Source organism: Alteromonas sp. CI.11.F.A3 (genome assembly GCF_032925565.1).
In the GTDB taxonomy this organism is placed as follows: Bacteria; Pseudomonadota; Gammaproteobacteria; order Enterobacterales; family Alteromonadaceae; genus Alteromonas.
In genome coordinates, this window is sequence record NZ_CP136708.1 from 3,761,934 (window position 1) to 3,777,846 (window position 15,913).

General features: G+C 42.7%; 17 protein-coding genes. 10 read left to right on the forward strand and 7 right to left on the reverse strand.

Annotation, left to right across the window (positions count from 1 at the left end):
• The first annotated feature begins 72 nt into the window (after window positions 1–72).
• Together R1T43_RS16190 and R1T43_RS16195 are read left to right on the forward strand one after the other, a co-directional pair.
• A complete protein-coding gene (locus tag R1T43_RS16190) occupies window positions 73–486 on the forward strand; it encodes a LexA family protein (protein ID WP_317350359.1) in 414 nt (137 codons plus the stop codon).
• A complete protein-coding gene (locus R1T43_RS16195) occupies window positions 486–1,742 on the forward strand; it encodes a Y-family DNA polymerase (protein ID WP_317350360.1) in 1,257 nt (418 codons plus the stop codon). The genes R1T43_RS16190 and R1T43_RS16195 overlap by 1 nt, the downstream gene beginning before the upstream one ends.
• A 58-nt stretch (window positions 1,743–1,800) precedes the next feature.
• Here R1T43_RS16195 and R1T43_RS16200 read toward each other — a convergent pair whose 3' ends face one another.
• The 3 genes from R1T43_RS16200 to R1T43_RS16210 all read right to left on the reverse strand — a co-directional run bounded on the left by R1T43_RS16200 (window position 1,801) and on the right by R1T43_RS16210 (window position 3,508).
• The gene (locus tag R1T43_RS16200; protein ID WP_211069727.1) at window positions 1,801–2,229 is read right to left on the reverse strand and encodes a GFA family protein; all 429 of its coding nucleotides are present in this window, start codon (window positions 2,227–2,229) and stop codon (window positions 1,801–1,803) included.
• A gap of 64 nt (window positions 2,230–2,293) precedes the next feature.
• The gene (locus R1T43_RS16205) at window positions 2,294–2,929 is read right to left on the reverse strand and encodes a GNAT family N-acetyltransferase (protein ID WP_211070026.1); all 636 of its coding nucleotides are present in this window, start codon (window positions 2,927–2,929) and stop codon (window positions 2,294–2,296) included.
• A 213-nt stretch (window positions 2,930–3,142) separates the two neighbouring features.
• Window positions 3,143–3,508 carry a DUF3192 domain-containing protein gene (locus tag R1T43_RS16210; protein WP_211069728.1) on the reverse strand — a complete coding sequence of 122 codons (366 nt, stop codon included), beginning with the start codon at window positions 3,506–3,508 and terminating at the stop codon, window positions 3,143–3,145.
• A 245-nt stretch (window positions 3,509–3,753) separates the two neighbouring features.
• Here R1T43_RS16210 and R1T43_RS16215 point away from each other — a divergent pair, with 245 nt between their 5' ends.
• Window positions 3,754–4,050: a hypothetical protein gene (locus R1T43_RS16215; RefSeq protein ID WP_211069729.1), complete on the forward strand. Its 297-nt coding sequence runs from the start codon at window positions 3,754–3,756 to the stop codon at window positions 4,048–4,050.
• A 152-nt stretch (window positions 4,051–4,202) separates the two neighbouring features.
• On the opposite strand, the gene syd is transcribed toward R1T43_RS16215, so the two are convergent.
• Window positions 4,203–4,760: a SecY-interacting protein gene (gene syd / locus R1T43_RS16220; protein ID WP_317350361.1), complete on the reverse strand. Its 558-nt coding sequence runs from the start codon at window positions 4,758–4,760 to the stop codon at window positions 4,203–4,205.
• A 99-nt stretch (window positions 4,761–4,859) separates the two neighbouring features.
• Between syd and queF the strand changes: the two genes are divergently transcribed.
• The 7 genes from queF (at window position 4,860) to R1T43_RS16255 (ending at window position 12,704) form a co-directional block, all read left to right on the forward strand.
• Complete coding sequence (gene queF / locus R1T43_RS16225) at window positions 4,860–5,711, forward strand: NADPH-dependent 7-cyano-7-deazaguanine reductase QueF (protein WP_317350362.1); 852 nt, start codon at window positions 4,860–4,862, stop codon at window positions 5,709–5,711.
• 73 nt (window positions 5,712–5,784) lie between these two features.
• Window positions 5,785–7,338: a GGDEF domain-containing protein gene (locus R1T43_RS16230; RefSeq protein WP_317350363.1), complete on the forward strand. Its 1,554-nt coding sequence runs from the start codon at window positions 5,785–5,787 to the stop codon at window positions 7,336–7,338.
• A gap of 2 nt (window positions 7,339–7,340) precedes the next feature.
• The gene (gene ppnN, locus R1T43_RS16235; RefSeq protein WP_317350364.1) at window positions 7,341–8,699 is read left to right on the forward strand and encodes a nucleotide 5'-monophosphate nucleosidase PpnN; all 1,359 of its coding nucleotides are present in this window, start codon (window positions 7,341–7,343) and stop codon (window positions 8,697–8,699) included.
• 166 nt (window positions 8,700–8,865) lie between these two features.
• Complete coding sequence (locus tag R1T43_RS16240; RefSeq protein ID WP_013785210.1) at window positions 8,866–9,240, forward strand: DUF3192 domain-containing protein; 375 nt, start codon at window positions 8,866–8,868, stop codon at window positions 9,238–9,240.
• Window positions 9,197–10,903, forward strand: coding sequence for a histidine kinase (locus R1T43_RS16245; protein WP_317350365.1), 1,707 nt, complete (start codon window positions 9,197–9,199; stop codon window positions 10,901–10,903). Before R1T43_RS16240 ends, R1T43_RS16245 begins: the two co-directional genes overlap by 44 nt.
• Before the next feature lie 201 nt (window positions 10,904–11,104).
• Window positions 11,105–12,112 carry an isocitrate dehydrogenase gene (locus tag R1T43_RS16250; RefSeq protein WP_013785212.1) on the forward strand — a complete coding sequence of 336 codons (1,008 nt, stop codon included), beginning with the start codon at window positions 11,105–11,107 and terminating at the stop codon, window positions 12,110–12,112.
• Window positions 12,113–12,386: 274 nt separating this feature from the next.
• Window positions 12,387–12,704: a ComEA family DNA-binding protein gene (locus R1T43_RS16255; RefSeq protein ID WP_211069735.1), complete on the forward strand. Its 318-nt coding sequence runs from the start codon at window positions 12,387–12,389 to the stop codon at window positions 12,702–12,704.
• Window positions 12,705–12,799: 95 nt separating this feature from the next.
• Here R1T43_RS16255 and galU read toward each other — a convergent pair whose 3' ends face one another.
• The 3 genes from galU to R1T43_RS16270 form a co-directional block, all read right to left on the reverse strand.
• Window positions 12,800–13,693, reverse strand: coding sequence for a UTP--glucose-1-phosphate uridylyltransferase GalU (gene galU, locus R1T43_RS16260; protein WP_013785214.1), 894 nt, complete (start codon window positions 13,691–13,693; stop codon window positions 12,800–12,802).
• Window positions 13,694–14,078: 385 nt separating this feature from the next.
• Window positions 14,079–14,948 (reverse strand): glycosyltransferase family 2 protein, encoded by an 870-nt coding sequence (locus R1T43_RS16265; protein ID WP_317350366.1) that lies wholly within the window; start codon window positions 14,946–14,948, stop codon window positions 14,079–14,081.
• Window positions 14,945–15,832 (reverse strand): glycosyltransferase, encoded by an 888-nt coding sequence (locus R1T43_RS16270; protein WP_317350367.1) that lies wholly within the window; start codon window positions 15,830–15,832, stop codon window positions 14,945–14,947. Before R1T43_RS16270 ends, R1T43_RS16265 begins: the two co-directional genes overlap by 4 nt.
• Between the last annotated feature and the right edge of the window lie 81 nt (window positions 15,833–15,913).

Genomic DNA, 15,913 nt, shown 5'->3' on the forward strand with positions numbered 1-15,913 from the left:
TTTGCTTTGATTGATCGCAGAAAGAGAACGCACTAAAATACTGTATAAATAACCAGTACTTTTTAGAAGTGTATGCTTAAATTTATTCCTATCACAGCGCAAGCGGGCATCGTTGGTTTCGAATCGCCAGCAGCAGAATATACAGAGCTAGGTTTGAGTCTAGACTCCCTCCTTATCGACAAACCGGCTGCTACCTTCATTGGCTACGCGCAAGGCAAGTCGATGATGGACGATGGCATTCACGATGGCGACCTGCTGATTGTCTCAAGGGCTGAAGACATTTTAGACATGTGCATTATTGTGGCGACCTTAAACGGCGAGTTCGTGTGTAAGCGTGTAGACAAACGCCACGGCTGCTTACGTTCTTCATCCCCATTGTACAAACCTTACTTTTTAAAAGAAGGCGACGAGTTTTCAATAGAAGGGGTGGTAACGCGCTCTATTAGGCTTCACAAAAAACTTTCCCACCGATTAGGAAGTGAGTAGTGTTTGCGCTGGTAGATGTCACGTCCATGTATGCATCAGTAGAGAAAATCTACAACCCTAGCCTGCGAAACAAACCTGTAATGGTTTTGAGTAATAACGATGGCTGTGTGGTCGCGGCCTGCCCTATCGCCAAAAGATTAGGATTTAAAAAGTTTGTTCCCTACTTTCAGGTAAAAGAGGAAGCCAAAAAAGCTGGGGTTGTTGTGTGCTCGTCTAACTATGAGTTGTACGCCGACGTGTCTTCAAAAATGTTTTCTGTGATGGCGCAATTCTGTGATGAATTGCACGAGTACAGTATTGATGAAGCTTTTATGCGCTTTTCGCCACGCCTAAACGATAGCGAATGGCTGGCCCTAGGGTATGAGATAAGAAAAACCATTTGGCGGGAGGTAAAGCTTCCCGTGGGTGTTGGGTTTGGTCCTACTCCAACTCTTGCTAAAGCCGCTAATCACGCTGCAAAAAAGCTAGACGGTTTTCGAGGTTCAGCGGTTATTAATACGCCACAGGAAAAGCAGGCATTATTATCCCGTATGGCAGTAGCAGATGTATGGGGTATTGGTGGGCGCTTGGAAAAACGATTGATGGCCATGGGCATTAATAATGCCTACACACTGTCACAACAATCTCCCGCTAAAATGCGTAAGTATTTCTCTATCGTACTGGAGAACACCGTTAGAGAACTTCAAGGGGAACTAAGAATGACGTGGGATGAAATAAGACCCGCTAAAAAAGAAATTTATAGCACCCGTAGTTTTGGAAATAGAGTGACCACACAAGATGAATTAAGAGCAGCGTTAGCGACCCACGCTGAAATAGCCACTAAAAAACTCCGCGCTCAACATTCCCTTGCTCACAGCGCCACCTTTTTTGCGGCCAATTCTCCTCATGACGATGGCAAATATGTAAAGCAATCGGCGCTTTCTAACTTTGCTGTGCCTACCAATGATACGCGACATATTATTCACGCAGCATCTGAAGCGCTCAATAAACTGTTTATTCCAGGCGTGCGGTATTACAAAGTGGGGGTGGGTCTGTTGGACATTTGCGACGAGACACATCGCCAAGACGATTTGTTTACGCCCAGTACAGACAACTCGGCATTAATGGCAGTGCTTGATAGTACCAATGCTAGGTATGGCAAAAACACGATGCATTTTGGCGCTAGGGGCTTTCAACAAAATTTTGCCATGAAAAGAGACTTTTTGACGAAAAGAGCCACTACCCGTTGGGAAGAGATCCCGAAAATTAAATGTTGAGACGCTGGATAGCTTGCTCTGGCTTTTACAAAAGTTGCGAGCATTGCATACAAGTAACTTAAGACTTTTGAGCAAAATACGCCATGATTTCAGCCTTGGTCATTTCTTTCGTTTTATTCGAAAAGCAATAATAGTGTGGGCGTTGATCGCTGAAGTACTGCATATCCATTTCCAGCCCATCTAGTGCTTGAAATATACCGACAGGAATATTGTACTCGCCGGTCTCATTAAGCCTATAAAAAAGGTGGGAACCACAGTTGCCACAAAAACCGCGAGAAGCCCAGTCTGACGACTGATGAATGCTTACATTATTGCCAGCGGAGGTTGTGTCTTCAAATTTGACCTGCGTACCGCATTGTAATGCGAACAGCGCCGAGCCGCCCCACTGTCTGCAAGAATCACAATGGCAAACTGTGAATTTAGGATTAATATTCTCTGCAACAACGTTAATAGCCCCACACAGGCAACTTCCTTGCGCGCTTAGCATCAGCGTACTTCCTTATTAATAATGACGTAAAATTTAACCCAGTGTGCGCATTTTTTATGACACTTTATGCAGGCTTTCGCCTAAACATGACATCTCCTTTCACGTGAGATAGGCTTAGCTCTCCCACCACGTCATAGTTATCGTCGTTAAAAAAGGGCTTATGTTTAGCTACTGTAACAAACACTGCTACCCCTTCACTTTTAGCATCTTCTTCCACCACACTGTCGATAGCACCCAATAGTGTATGACCGAGTCCATGGTGCTGATAATCAGGGTGAACGGCAATAAAACTTAGCATATGAAAGTTAACAGCAGGAACTAATGCGCGTACCTTTTCTTCTTTTTCTAGCATTTGCTTTGTACCAAAAAGGCCAGCGGTAAGTAACATACGCAAACGCCAATGCCAGTAACGCCCAGAACCAAATGCAGCATCTGGCGCGGTAAGGCAAGCAACCGCGAGTAGTCTCTCGCCATCGAACAACCCAACAATAGGCTGTTCCGCCACCCAAAAAGCGTTCAACTCTTCTCTGATAGCAGAGCGCAACCGGCTTTCATAACCTTCTTTTTCAGCTTGAAATATGTCGCTAAAAAGTGGGTCGTCTACGTACGCATTAAATAATATAGAAGCAGCAACCTTCAAATCATCCACGCCGAGGTAAATTGCTTTGATAGACTCAAGGGAAGACACTAGTGGCTCCATTGCTTTATTGACTATAGCGTCATTGGCTATGGGGTCATTGACTGTGGGTTGCTCACCCCCTTGCGTATTCATCACTTGGCTGTCGGTTAGGGTGTCATTTGTCATGGGTGCTGCCCTCATTAATCTACGAATTTATAGTCACAGAAAGCAAAAAGTGACCAATTAATGGTCACTTTACGGTAAAAACACCAAGATGTTAAATTAATGTTACCTTTAATTCATTAGGTGGTAAGCGCTATCACCCCAACCTACTAGGCCACTATCTTTAAATACTATTGGGGTACATTCATCTTTCGTTGTTATGCCATCACCCATGGTTCTTTGAGTACGATAAAACAATACGCGATAGGTACCGTCTTGCTTTTCATAAAGCTCGTTGAAATCAGCCACACCCATTTTTCTTAAGACGCTTTCATAGCTCATTCCTTTTTCAAGGTTCGAGATATGTTTGCGGTTATTGTACTCTCGGTCTTCTACATCAGTACCGTAATGGCTATCACTTCCCCCACCTACAGATACCACGCAACCCGTAAGTAAAAATGATGATGCTAATGCGAGCGGTAAGATAATCGATTTCATGTGGTTTCCTCTGATTTTTATCGTTTATAATTTTGTTATATGCAATAGAGTAATCAAGAATGAGACCAACTATTTAAAATGCTGATTTTAATAGGTTTATTTTAAATTAGTGGTGGTTGTATTTATAAAGCGTGGTTTATTACCTTAATTAATGGTCAGTTTGACACAAATTATTGGTTAAAAAACCTAGCGAAATCAATCTGGAATGGATAAGCTGAACGTCTTGTAATTTATTGGTCAACGAAATGTCACTGCAAAATAACAATCTGCAGAAATTAATGATTGTATGTCAGCAAATGGTGCAAAAAGGGACTTCGCCTTCTGTTGCACTACTTAGAGCAAAAGCGCCTTTTAAAGCATCGGTAACAGAGGCTATTGAGGCTATTAAACATTTCAATGCTGCCAATGGCGCATCTGATCCTGCATCTATTAACGGGAAGGACGTAGAGACAATTGCGTCGCTTTCAAAGCGGGTTGCAGTGCTTGAACAGCAAATGACGGTGCTACAACAGCGGCTAGAAGCATCTATTAAGCCCTCTTAATAGACCCTCCTTAAAAGGGCCTAGTCTCGTATTACAGCAGAACCGCTTAATAGACAATGACGCTGCTCGCATTCAGCGCCAGCTACTTCAGCGCCACCAATATGGGCAACGATTAGATGCCGTGTATATTCTAACCGGCATGACACAGGACCTTATTCAGGTCGTAGTGTGGCGATAAATGCAGGTAGGCTTGGCGAAATAACTTTTTTAGGTGGCCTTCCAACTTGCTCTAATACCACTTCTCCAGTGCTATTTAACACACTTAAAACAAAATCATCCTCATCGGTTAAGGCGAAAAAGAGGGTAGGTTCTTGCTTAAGTCTCTTTTTCATTAACAGGTGCCCAATTAAGTTTTGTTGAAGCCGTTCAAAGTCTTCTTCATTCCAAACTTGCAATAGCTCACAAGACCCATGTTCAGCTACTACCGGTAGATTATTACTGAAGAATTGAGTAAAGAACTGACAAAAATCTGCGTTGAGCGTAATGTCCAATGCCTCTTCGACATTCTTAAAACTTAGCGCTGAATGCTGACTATCACTTTGGCGCTTAGGCTCCCACGGTACCAATTCTCCTTCATTTCCCTGCTTTAAGTAGCAAGGTGAGGGCCATTGACTATCATAAGGTATGGTCAGCGGGCTACCACTGCCCTCGTAGCGAGAAGTGAATGCACCGATAAGTTGGGTTAATTCATTACTAATTGTTAAGGCCATTATGGGGTTACACCAATATTTTTGAGGTACACTATAGGTATAAGGTGCCAAGTTCAAGTAAGACGGCACATCTAAAACAGTTAAAATATATAGGTAAATATGACTTCGAAGGCAAACGATAAAATTTCTATTTCTGCCCCCAAAGATCTCTCATTGGGAAAGCAGGTTGAATATGAATTTCATTACAACCCCGACCTACTTCAGGGCGTGCCCCGTAGCTTAAGCCGAGATACGTTATCGTTGGATGCTAACGCCCTGCCCTTTACCGGTATTGATACATGGACTGGGTATGAGCTATCTTGGCTCAACAAAAAGGGAAAGCCTAACGTAGCCTTGCTTGAATGTTATGTACCTATCACCTCGGCAAATCTCATAGAGTCGAAATCATTCAAGTTGTATTTAAACAGCTTTAATCAAACCGCTTTTGAAAGCTCTGAGGATGTGCGCGCCACATTGGCATCAGACCTGTCAAAATGTGCGGGTGAACCCGTAATGGTTAGCTTAACGCTTCCCAATCAATTCAATACACTAACATTCAAAGAATTTGAAGGTGTACTGCTTGATGAACTAGATATCGCTGTTGAAACTTACGAGCCTGACACATCGCTCTTAAAAGTAACGAGCGATAAAAAAGCCGAAACCTTGGTTTCTCATTTGCTGAAATCGAATTGCCTTATTACCAGTCAGCCTGACTGGGCAAGTGTGCAAATTCGTTATGAAGGGAAAGGCTTAGATCATGAAGGGCTACTGAAATATTTGATTAGCTTCAGACAACACAATGAATTTCATGAACAGTGTGTAGAGCGTATTTATTGTGACATTATGCAACACTGCCAACCTGAGAAGTTGACAGTATGCGCGCGTTACACAAGGCGAGGAGGGCTCGACATTAATCCTTTCCGTTCAAATTTTGAAACACCCTATGCAAATAAAAGGCAAGCTCGCCAGTAATTTAGCGCACAGATTTAATAAAAATCACTAAATGTGCAGGATGACTTCACCTAAGGTTGAGTAAACAACGATTATGGACGCCAAACAGCTTCAAACCTACAAGCAACACAATACGCTACTTTCACAATTTATCGTTCGCTTGTCTGCCTTTTATGAAGGTTTTTCCGACAAAATTGATAGTGAACTACAAATATTGAGAGGGCATTTGTCTGGTACGCCAAACTTTACTCTTGCCACGGTGAGCATCAATAAGCTTAATAGCGCGCTTCAACATCAAGAACTGACTTTAAAAAAATACAGTATTGAAACCGTCGCCTTGTTAGAAAGTGCAACTAAGCGTCTTCAAAAAGTCGTGTTTGAAGATCAAGTACTTCAAAAACGAGCCACACAGCAATTGATAACCCTGAACCAGCCGGTTGGGGATATTTTTAGTATTTACAAGCTGTTCCAGCAAGCTATTGAGTTGCATCATGCGGCATTGGCGAGTAGCGCAGCAAGTGAGCCTGCGGTTGGAAATAGTAAAGGTGAAGCACCTGTACTAGAAAATAATAAAAAGAGCAATAAAGACAATACGGTAAACCCTCTTTATAAGTCTATTTTAGAGGAACTAAACCAACTTATTGCCAGCTACGCTCAACGCCAACCTGATGATAGTCAATTAGTTGATATACAGAAAAAACTAACGGAAGGCATGTCGGAAGACCAATTGCTGAAAAGCTGTGTTGTTATTCTTCGAATGATAGTGCAAGACGCGATGGCTGAAGCCAGCTTAACCGGCAAGGTTATTCAAAGCTTGCATAACTCCTTAGGCAAAATGGGCGGAGACGTTCAGCTTAGTATGGAAAACAGCCGCACTCAGTTTGAGCAGCGACAAGTTGGTAATGCGCAGTTGCAATCACATATTGAAAGTATTGAAGAAGCGGTATCACACAGCGACTCTTTGGAGTCACTTAAAGAGCATACGCAATTCTGTGTTCAAAATATTGCCAGCACATTGAATGAACAAGCGCAGTTAGACTCTCAAGGCCAAGAGTCATTAATGGGGTTACTTGGCTCAATGCAAAGCAGAATTGAGCAGCTACAAAAGCAAACGCTTACCTATAAAAAGAAGCTGGCTGAACAAATGATGCTCAGTCAAACCGACCCGCTTACCCGCTTGCCTAACCGCCAAGCTTATAATGAAAAGTTATCGAAGGCGGTTCAGTCTTGGCAAGATAACGGCGATGACTTGGCGGTGGCCGTTATCGACATAGACCACTTTAAGTCAATCAACGACCGTTTCGGTCATGCTGCCGGTGATAAAACACTACAAGTGGTAGGCAAGAATCTTAAGCAGCAGTTAACAGAGAACACCTTTATGGCGCGCTGGGGCGGTGAAGAATTTGTTTTGCTTCTGCCAGGCATGAGTAAGCAAAAAGTCACCAGTTTGCTTGAAACTATGAGAACTAAACTCGCCTCTTTACCGTTTAAATTTAAGCAAGAAAAAGTCACCATAACGGCATCATTTGGCGCTTCATTTTTCAAAAAAGGTGACACACCAGACGCCGTTTTTGAACGGGCTGATAACTTGCTATATCAAGCTAAAAATAGCGGTCGAAATCGCGTTATCACTGACAGAGACGAATAAGTATGAAGAAAGTGCAGTTAAATCCTGTTGGTTGGATGAGTCAGTTGTCGCAAATTGAAGTGGCTCAATTGCAAGATACAACAAATAGCGCACTTTACGGCATGTTTCGAAACTGTTGTTTAGCAGTACTCAATAGTGGTGTCGATGAAGATGATTATGAAGTGCTATTTGCACCTTACGAAAATTTCGATATCAAGTTGGTTCGAAGAGAGCGTGGCGTCAAAATTGAATTAGTCAATCCACCCGAAGTAGCTTTTGTTGATGGCACCTTGGTTAATGGTGTGCATGAGCATATTTTTGCAGTGCTTCGCGACCTGCTTTTCATGGGTAATAAGTATGCTTTTACCCACAAAAGTGCGCCTGTCGACAGTGTGAGCATTACCGACATGGTGTTTGACATGTTACGTCATGCTCAGGCACTTGAAGGAAACGATAGCCTTAATACTGTGGTGTGCTGGGGCGGGCACTCTATTAATCTAACTGAGTATAAATATACGAAAGAAGTGGGATACCAGTTAGGTCTTAGAGAAATGAATATTTGCACAGGCTGTGGACCAGGTGCAATGAAGGGCCCAATGAAAGGGGCTACCATTGGGCATGCAAAACAACGCTATAAGGCAGGCCGTTACATTGGTATCTCTGAACCTAGCATTATCGCAGCAGAGCCACCCAACGCGATTGTTAATGAACTCGTCATCATGCCAGATATTGAAAAACGCCTTGAGGCCTTTGTTCGCCTAGCCCATGGCATTGTGATTTTTCCTGGCGGTGTGGGTACTGCCGAAGAGTTGCTTTATTTGCTTGGCATTTTAATGAATGAACGAAATGCCCAGCAGCCCTTCCCTGTGATCCTTACCGGTCCAGCGGGTTCTGAGGCTTACTTTGAAGCCATTGATGTATTCATCGGTGCGACGATAGGGAAAGAAGCACAGAGTAAATACCAGATCATTGTTGACGATCCTGAAGAAGTAGCTCGGGTTATGCGCACAGGGCTTGGGCGAGTTAAGAAGTACCGAGAAGCAATGGGCGACGCCTACAGCTTCAATTGGTCACTGAAAATAGAAGAAGATTTTCAGCGCCCCTTTATTCCTACTCATCAAAGCATGTCAGGTTTAGCTTTACATCATGATCAGGATAATGCCTCGCTAGCGATAGCGTTAAGGCAGGCATTTTCAGGTATTGTGGCGGGCAACGTCAAAGCGGAAGGTATTCAGCACATTAAACAGCATGGACCATTTAAGCTAACAGGGGATGCCAAGTTAATGGAGCGGGTTGATACACTATTAGAATCTTTTGTTTCTCAACAAAGAATGAAGCTTCCTGGCTCTGCATACACACCTTGCTACACAATTGAGAAATAACTAGACGCATTTCCTTACGTTTAACACTTACCGTCGACGAACTTTTTACGGTACACTGTAGACTTAAGTAGTTATTCAAACAAAGGAACTGCGAAATTACAGTTTGTAACCTATATACATGTTGTAAATTGTTTATATTAGCGCAGAAAAACGAAAAGTTAGGGTTATGAACTCCAAGGTAATTCGACTCATTTTTGCTGGCATAGCATTGTATGCAGCTTTTGTATTTCTAGTGATTTCAGTTTATCCCGATAAACCTGAAAATATGGACTGGAAAGACCGCGAAGAATATAACCGCGTGCAAATTACCAAATTAAAGCTGGGTAGCACCCGAGAGGAAGTGCTGGCCTTGCTTGGTTCGCCTGATATTACCGAAGCCAAACGACAAAATGAAAATGCTATTCAAGTGATGTTTTACCGTACCCAGCACGTTCGTGCTGATGGTTTAACCACGCAAGACGAATGCACGCCATTATTGTTTGAAAACGAGAAACTAATTGCGTGGGGCGACGGGGCGTATTCAAGTTACCAGCAAAGCTAGCCAAATGGAGCTCAATGATGCTTCTGAGCTTTCGGACGCTCTGCTTTCGCTACCTGCACTGACTTCATCGCCTCAAAACACTGTTAACACTTGTCTTCAGAGAGCTAAGCTTACACTTTCATTTGCTCAAGCCCACCCCGCCATTCCTTTAGCCCTTCAAAAATGTACGAGTGATATTGATACTCTCACCCGGCATATGTTGAACCTAGCACTGTTTGGCAAGCTCAATAACTATAACGACCACTTTTTACAGCATATTATTGCGGCTCACTTGGCTACGTACTATTTAGTCGCTTCTAATCTGGCTTCTTCTAATTTAGCTAAGAAATCGAAAGATGAGGCAATCAGTCAGAAAAAAGCACTGTTTGCGTTCATCAACGACCATCATCTCACCATGTGGCGACAAATTATTGCGTTGCAAAAAGTGCTTTTCAGCTCACAATCAATAAAGCATGTCGGCGAAGCAAAATTAACATCTTTGCAGCGCATAAGTTTGATAACCAGTGTGTTCTCCTATTGTTCTGAAACCCACTCAAGGTCGAGCCTTCTGGCGTTTATCGCTCAGCGTGTACCTACAATGCAGCGAACTTTCCTGCATCCTATTGCATCACTCATTTCAATACCTTCGCCTGGGGCTAGCGTGTACGTAAAAGCGCACCCCGCCATTGTAATTGATATACAAAAACAGCATGCGCTTGTGCATTCACCTAGTAGAGACGAAGACGAGAAAATACTATGGGTTGAACGCACTGCACTTTTGGCCCCCAAAGACCTGTACCTGAGTTTTGAAGCATTCACTGGTCAATATCAAGCATGTGAGAATGCCCGAAGCGTGAAAGGAGAGCAGCCTTTTTTACCCGCCACTTTCCCTATTCAGCGCCCTCCCTCTGCCCTAATAGCGATTATTGACGAATTACAAAAAACTGATGTGGATGTACCTAGTTTATGTCAGAAGGTAGAGAAGGTACCCAGCTTCCAGCAATTCTTGCTTTCCACTGCAAGCTTAGACAATCGCCTTAAGCTCACCGTAACAAGCCTTAAACAAGCGATACTAACCTATGGTTTGGAAAGAGTGGGCGATATGCTGGTACAACATGCTTTGATAGAACGCTTAACCCAACACCAATATCCGTTGCTTGCCATCAGCAAACAATTTACCTCTTTGGCGTGTGGTACTGCGGCGCAGTTAGCATCAATAACAAAAACCAAATTTACTCCTCAATCTGCCGCGCTAGTAACCACATTTTTATGTGCGCCCTTATTCACGCTGCCAGGATTAAAAGTCGCGACGAAACTACCGGTTAGTCAAAAAGACTACTTTCAGATAGATAAAGCCTTCAAGGTTAAAGGCGTTTCTTCATGGCACGCTATTTCAGGTGAACTTGCTGGAAATTGGCACCAAAGTGCAACATGGCGAGCGGTAATTCATCAGTCAGGCAGACGACACGCAGAGGTAGCCGCGTCTTTGAAAAAGGAACACGCTATTTTACAACTCGCTTTTGGCCTTGCCAGAGAGTATTTGTTCCCGTTAGATGCACGAGATGCAGCCACAGATAATACCTTCGACACCTTAGTAAGAAGCATTAACTTGAAAAGAGAAGATATCCGCAACGTGATGGAAAGACTTGGCGAATATCTGTTTTGCCCACTTAATTTGCACTAGTAAAATTAATCTTTACGAATGGCTATAACTTAGCCCCGCTATCGTATAAAATACGCCGCTTAGCGCCGCTTCAAAAAACTACCCCTAATTTTCATAATAATAAAAAGATGAGGCGGTCTTCTTTGGCGCGTTTCGCTCGCTAAGCTAAAATGTAGTAAACCTAACGATTTTGACAATAGAATTATCAGAGGATCCTTCCACATGACTCAGCAACACATTACAGTCATTCGCGGTGACGGCATTGGCCCAGACATTATTGATGCAACCACTAAAATTTTAGATAAAGTTGGCTGTGATTTTGCCTATGACTACGCAGATGCAGGCTTAGTTGCCCTTGAAGAGCATGGTGAACTTCTGCCACAAGCAACACTTGACCTTATTGCTAAAAACAAAGTTGCACTTAAAGGCCCACTAACTACACCAGTTGGCGAAGGTTTCACATCAATTAACGTTAGCTTGCGTAAGCAATTTAAACTTTACGCAAACTTACGTCCTGTGATCTCGTTCAAAGGCACTAAAGCGCGTTACGAAGATATCGATATCATTACCGTGCGTGAAAACACTCAAGGTATGTATTCAGGCCTTGGACAAGTGGTTTCTGAAGACGGTAACGAAGCTGAAGCAATGAGTAAAATTACTCGTGACGGCGCTGAAAAAATCGTTACTTTCGCTTACGAATTAGCGCGTCGCGAAGGCCGTAAGAAGGTTACCGCAGTGCACAAAGCTAACATCTTGAAGTCAACTTCAGGTTTGTTTTTGAAAGTGGCTCGAGAAGTGGGCGAACGCTACCCAGATATCGAATCTACAGAAATGATTGTAGACAACACGTGCATGCAGTTAGTAATGAACCCACACCAGTTCGACGTGATTGTTACCACTAACTTATTCGGTGATATCCTTTCTGACTTATGTGCTGGCCTTGTTGGCGGCCTTGGTATGGCTCCTGGCGCTAACATCGGCGAAGACTGTGCTATTTTCGAAGCTGTTCACGGCTCTGCTCCTGATATTGCTGGTAAGAACTTGGCTAACCCAACATCTGTTATTCTTGCTGCAGCTCAAATGCTTGAATACTTGAACATGGGTGATAAAGCAGAAAAAATTCGTAGCGCATTAAAAGACGTTATTGAAACTGGTGACCGCACTACTCGCGACCTTGGTGGTGAAGCCGGTACAAATGAATTTACTCAAGCGTTGATTGACCGCCTTTAAGGTTAAATAGACGTTATTGATAAAGCGGGCTTAAAGCCCGCTTTTTTGTATCTGTCTCTTACTGCATACATTTTTCCCCTGCTTCCTCTCCCTCTTCCCCCCCAAAAAAAAGAAAACAAAAGAAAAGAAAAGAAAAGAAAAGAAAAAATATGGCACGCCTCAACCTAGTGTTGGCACTTCGATAAAACTGTCCCAAAACTGGTCTTTTCATATTTGCCTCTGTAGGTAACATCAACGCTGTACAAATGGTGTACACCTCAAACAAGGAATGACAATGAAAAGACAATTAACAAGCCTTATGGTTTTATCTGCGCTATTTATTTACACACCAGCCATATCGGCTACCCCATTAGATAATGATGCTTCATCATCAATGGTGAGTGTTGGTATAGCTAAAAAAATCGACCTTAATGTCGCTAGTATTGAAGAGCTTCAAACATTACCTGGCGTAGGTATTTCTAAGGCAAAAGCGATTATCGCTTACCGACAAGATGTTGGGCCGTTTTTAGAAGTTGCACAAATAACCGAAGTAAAAGGCATTGGTGAAAAGATGCTATCTAAGCTACAAGGTTATGTTGTAGTAAAAGACTGAGTAATTCACTTGGTGTTACTCAGTTTGGAAGACTCGCACAAAAAAGCGCGCCGTAAGCGCGCTTTTAAATAGCTGTAATGTTAGATGCTATAATTTTAGATGCTTAGGCTAGCAATATACTCTTTAAATTCTTGGCCTAACGCTGGGTGTCTAAGCGCATACTCTACGTTAGCTTTCATGTAACCCAGTTTACTACCACAGTCATGGCTCTTACCTTTCATGTAGTAAGCGTCAACTTGTTCCACCTTCATTAATGCATCGATAGCATCTGTAAGTTGAATTTCATCGCCGGCACCAGGAGGCGTGAACTCAAGTAAGTCCCAAATCTTCTCAGATAGCACGTAGCGACCTACAACCGCTAAGTCAGACGGCGCTTCATCAAGGGCAGGCTTTTCTACCATTTTGTGTATTTTAGCAGACTCACCAGGCTCGATCGCTGCGCCATCAAGGTCTGCAATACCAAATTTGGTCACATCTTCTTGAGGAACTTGCTCTACCATAACTTGGCTAACACGAGTGGTATTAAACTTAGCAACCATATCTGCAAGGTTATCTTTTTTCGGATCGCTTGCTGCATCGTCAATGATTACATCTGGCAATACTACCGCAAAAGGCGCATCACCAATGATTGGACGGGCACACAATACAGCGTGACCTAGACCATTCGCCACACCTTGGCGTATATGCATGATGGTGACATCTTTTGGACAAATTGACTGTACTTCTTCAAGTATCTGACGCTTAACACGCTTTTCCAATGTGGCTTCAAGCTCAAAAGACGTATCGAAGTGGTTTTCAATACTGTTCTTACTAGCATGGGTTACCAATATGATTTCTTTGATCCCTGCTGCAACACATTCTTTCACAACATACTGAATTAGTGGCTTGTCTACCACAGGAAGCATTTCCTTAGGAATTGCTTTTGTAGCAGGAAGCATTCGGGTGCCTAGACCCGCAACTGGAATAACGGCTTTCTTTACTTGACTCATAATTTAATGTCCTTGTACTGATAATCCTCAACCTAAAATGAAGTATGCAATCCACATTCCATACTAACAACTTCATTTTGGCTCGAAACGGTTACGCATTAATAAAACGTAAAGTTCACTTCATAATGATTTCTATTATAAAAAATAAAAAGCTTCATCGTGAAGCACATATTTCAATTCACAATACATACAACTGGTGCTGATTAGCGTAATACCATTGAAAAATAATGTTTTTGAAATAAAAGGATTTGCTTAATCAGCGCCCCTTTTTAACTCATCACCATGCACCAACAACAATCACCTGCACATCTTTGGTGAAACTTTACGTTCATTAAGCAATGCTTTTAAAACTCCAACTAAAACCATTGCATAAACAACTTAAAGCCTACTTTGCACTACGCTCTTGAATCTTTCCTTGCTTCCCACCGATGCCGTCAATTAGCCCTTTCAGTAAATAATGCCCACGTTTCTTACCATCGGGAAAGTAGAACCGATTAACAATATATCGTAGCGGTATTGCGGGAAGATGACGGCACTTCCAATAAAGTGGCACATACCCCCTTCTAGCTAAGAGTAATACGTTCCTCATTTGGTAGTAAAGTCGAATTGGTGCACCTTGCTTGAAGGTTAGGCCTAGCACCTTTACACGATCATCACCTTGACGGTGCGGCATGCATACTGATAAAGACTGGAATATAGAAAAACCGAGCTTATTGGCTCGCCAGCACCATTCATGATCGACACCGTCTATGAATAGGCCTGTTTCTTTATTTCCGACCGTAGAAAATGCAGAAGAAGATAGCATCATACCTGACGCAATAATTTGTTTTACTTCTCTAACCTGGCTATCGATTTGACGTCCCTTTTGAACCCGGCCTACGGCAAGTTTATCGGTAAATCGACAGTGTATTGAAGGGCCAAGGGCCGCTATCTTATAAGACTGCTCAAGCGTATGGTATTGGGCTAATAAGTCTAACGCCATATTCGCCGTAAAAAGGCTATCTTGGTCTAGCACTACCGCATGGGACATACCATTTTTAAATAGGTAATTGAGGCCTATATTTTGAGCCTCAGCAATGCCTACGTTATCAGGGTAATGGAAATACTTGCAGTGAGAAGACAGCGATAAGACGTTTTTTTCAGAAGAATTGTCAACTAATACGATAGGCCATTCACAGTGCATGAACCCATCGATAAGTGATTGCACATGTTGAATATCAGGGTGATAAAGTACAACGACAATTCCACAGTTCAATGTTTGCCAAACCTATCCAATAAATGACGATCGAGTTTATACGCTAATTTAACGACTTTCCCAGGCATTAACCGAAGCGTTAGTACACCACATGCATATGCGGCATTATAAGGCGTTAGCTTTTTTAGTTTAAGCATGGCATTAAACCTTGCTCTAAATTCGTTGAGTGACTTACTAAAGCCTCTACGCTTATAAAAGTTATTTACTCGCCTGAAATTCAATAAACGATCTTTAAGGTTTCTAAACACAAAGCCGTTAGAAGCCAAGGTCACCCAAAGAAAATAGTCTTGAGTGTTCATCAGGTTGCTATCGTATCTATAGCCCTGTTCAAACACCGTGTAACGTATTACCACGGTAGGATGATTCAGTGAGCACCGCCGCGGCAATATACTCACAATTTGCTTGTGAGACGAAGGCATGACTCTCGCGCCCACTTTGATACCGTGCTCGTTGATTTCAGTTAGCGCCGATCCCAATACTGATATATAGGCATGCTTACGTAAGTAGCTTATTTGGCGTGCGAGTCTGTTTGGAATGGAGATATCATCCGCATCCATTCTTACGAAGTACGCAGGACTCAACGATAGTCCCCATTCGGCCGCTTTGTTCATGCAGCTGGCTAAACCAGGTTTAGTCGCGTTTTGGGCTAGTACAACCCTATGATCGGAAAAGGCTTTATCTTTAAGTTTATTCATCATCTTAACGGAAATTTCTCCGTCAATGACAATGATATAAACAAAATCTCGATAGGTCTGATTGAGAATACTGTCAATCGCTTGTTCTACCCACTCAACCTTGTCGCCCCCATAGACAGCCATGGCCACCAAGGTTTCAACACATTTGTTCTTATAGTTGTTGTGAAGAATTGAAAGGTTTGAGTCCAAACAGAATTACCAATTTTAAAGCGTTGAAACATTGGAAAAGTAAAAGAAAAGCGCTTTCTAATCTTATTACACCGGCGTTCG

Bases quoted from the DNA above. Each gene is read 5' to 3' on its own strand.
- R1T43_RS16200 (WP_211069727.1), bottom strand. From the start codon at position 2,229: ATGCTAAGCGCGCAAGGAAGTTGCCTGTGTGGGGCTATTAACGTTGTT.
- R1T43_RS16215 (WP_211069729.1), top strand. From the start codon at position 3,754: ATGTCACTGCAAAATAACAATCTGCAGAAATTAATGATTGTATGTCAG.
- galU (WP_013785214.1), bottom strand. From the start codon at position 13,693: ATGAGTCAAGTAAAGAAAGCCGTTATTCCAGTTGCGGGTCTAGGCACC.
- R1T43_RS16205 (WP_211070026.1), bottom strand. From the start codon at position 2,929: ATGGAGCCACTAGTGTCTTCCCTTGAGTCTATCAAAGCAATTTACCTC.
- R1T43_RS16250 (WP_013785212.1), top strand. From the start codon at position 11,105: ATGACTCAGCAACACATTACAGTCATTCGCGGTGACGGCATTGGCCCA.
- R1T43_RS16255 (WP_211069735.1), top strand. From the start codon at position 12,387: ATGAAAAGACAATTAACAAGCCTTATGGTTTTATCTGCGCTATTTATT.
- ppnN (WP_317350364.1), top strand. From the start codon at position 7,341: ATGAAGAAAGTGCAGTTAAATCCTGTTGGTTGGATGAGTCAGTTGTCG.
- queF (WP_317350362.1), top strand. From the start codon at position 4,860: ATGACTTCGAAGGCAAACGATAAAATTTCTATTTCTGCCCCCAAAGAT.
- R1T43_RS16190 (WP_317350359.1), top strand. From the start codon at position 73: ATGCTTAAATTTATTCCTATCACAGCGCAAGCGGGCATCGTTGGTTTC.
- R1T43_RS16210 (WP_211069728.1), bottom strand. From the start codon at position 3,508: ATGAAATCGATTATCTTACCGCTCGCATTAGCATCATCATTTTTACTT.
- syd (WP_317350361.1), bottom strand. From the start codon at position 4,760: ATGGCCTTAACAATTAGTAATGAATTAACCCAACTTATCGGTGCATTC.
- R1T43_RS16240 (WP_013785210.1), top strand. From the start codon at position 8,866: ATGAACTCCAAGGTAATTCGACTCATTTTTGCTGGCATAGCATTGTAT.
- R1T43_RS16230 (WP_317350363.1), top strand. From the start codon at position 5,785: ATGGACGCCAAACAGCTTCAAACCTACAAGCAACACAATACGCTACTT.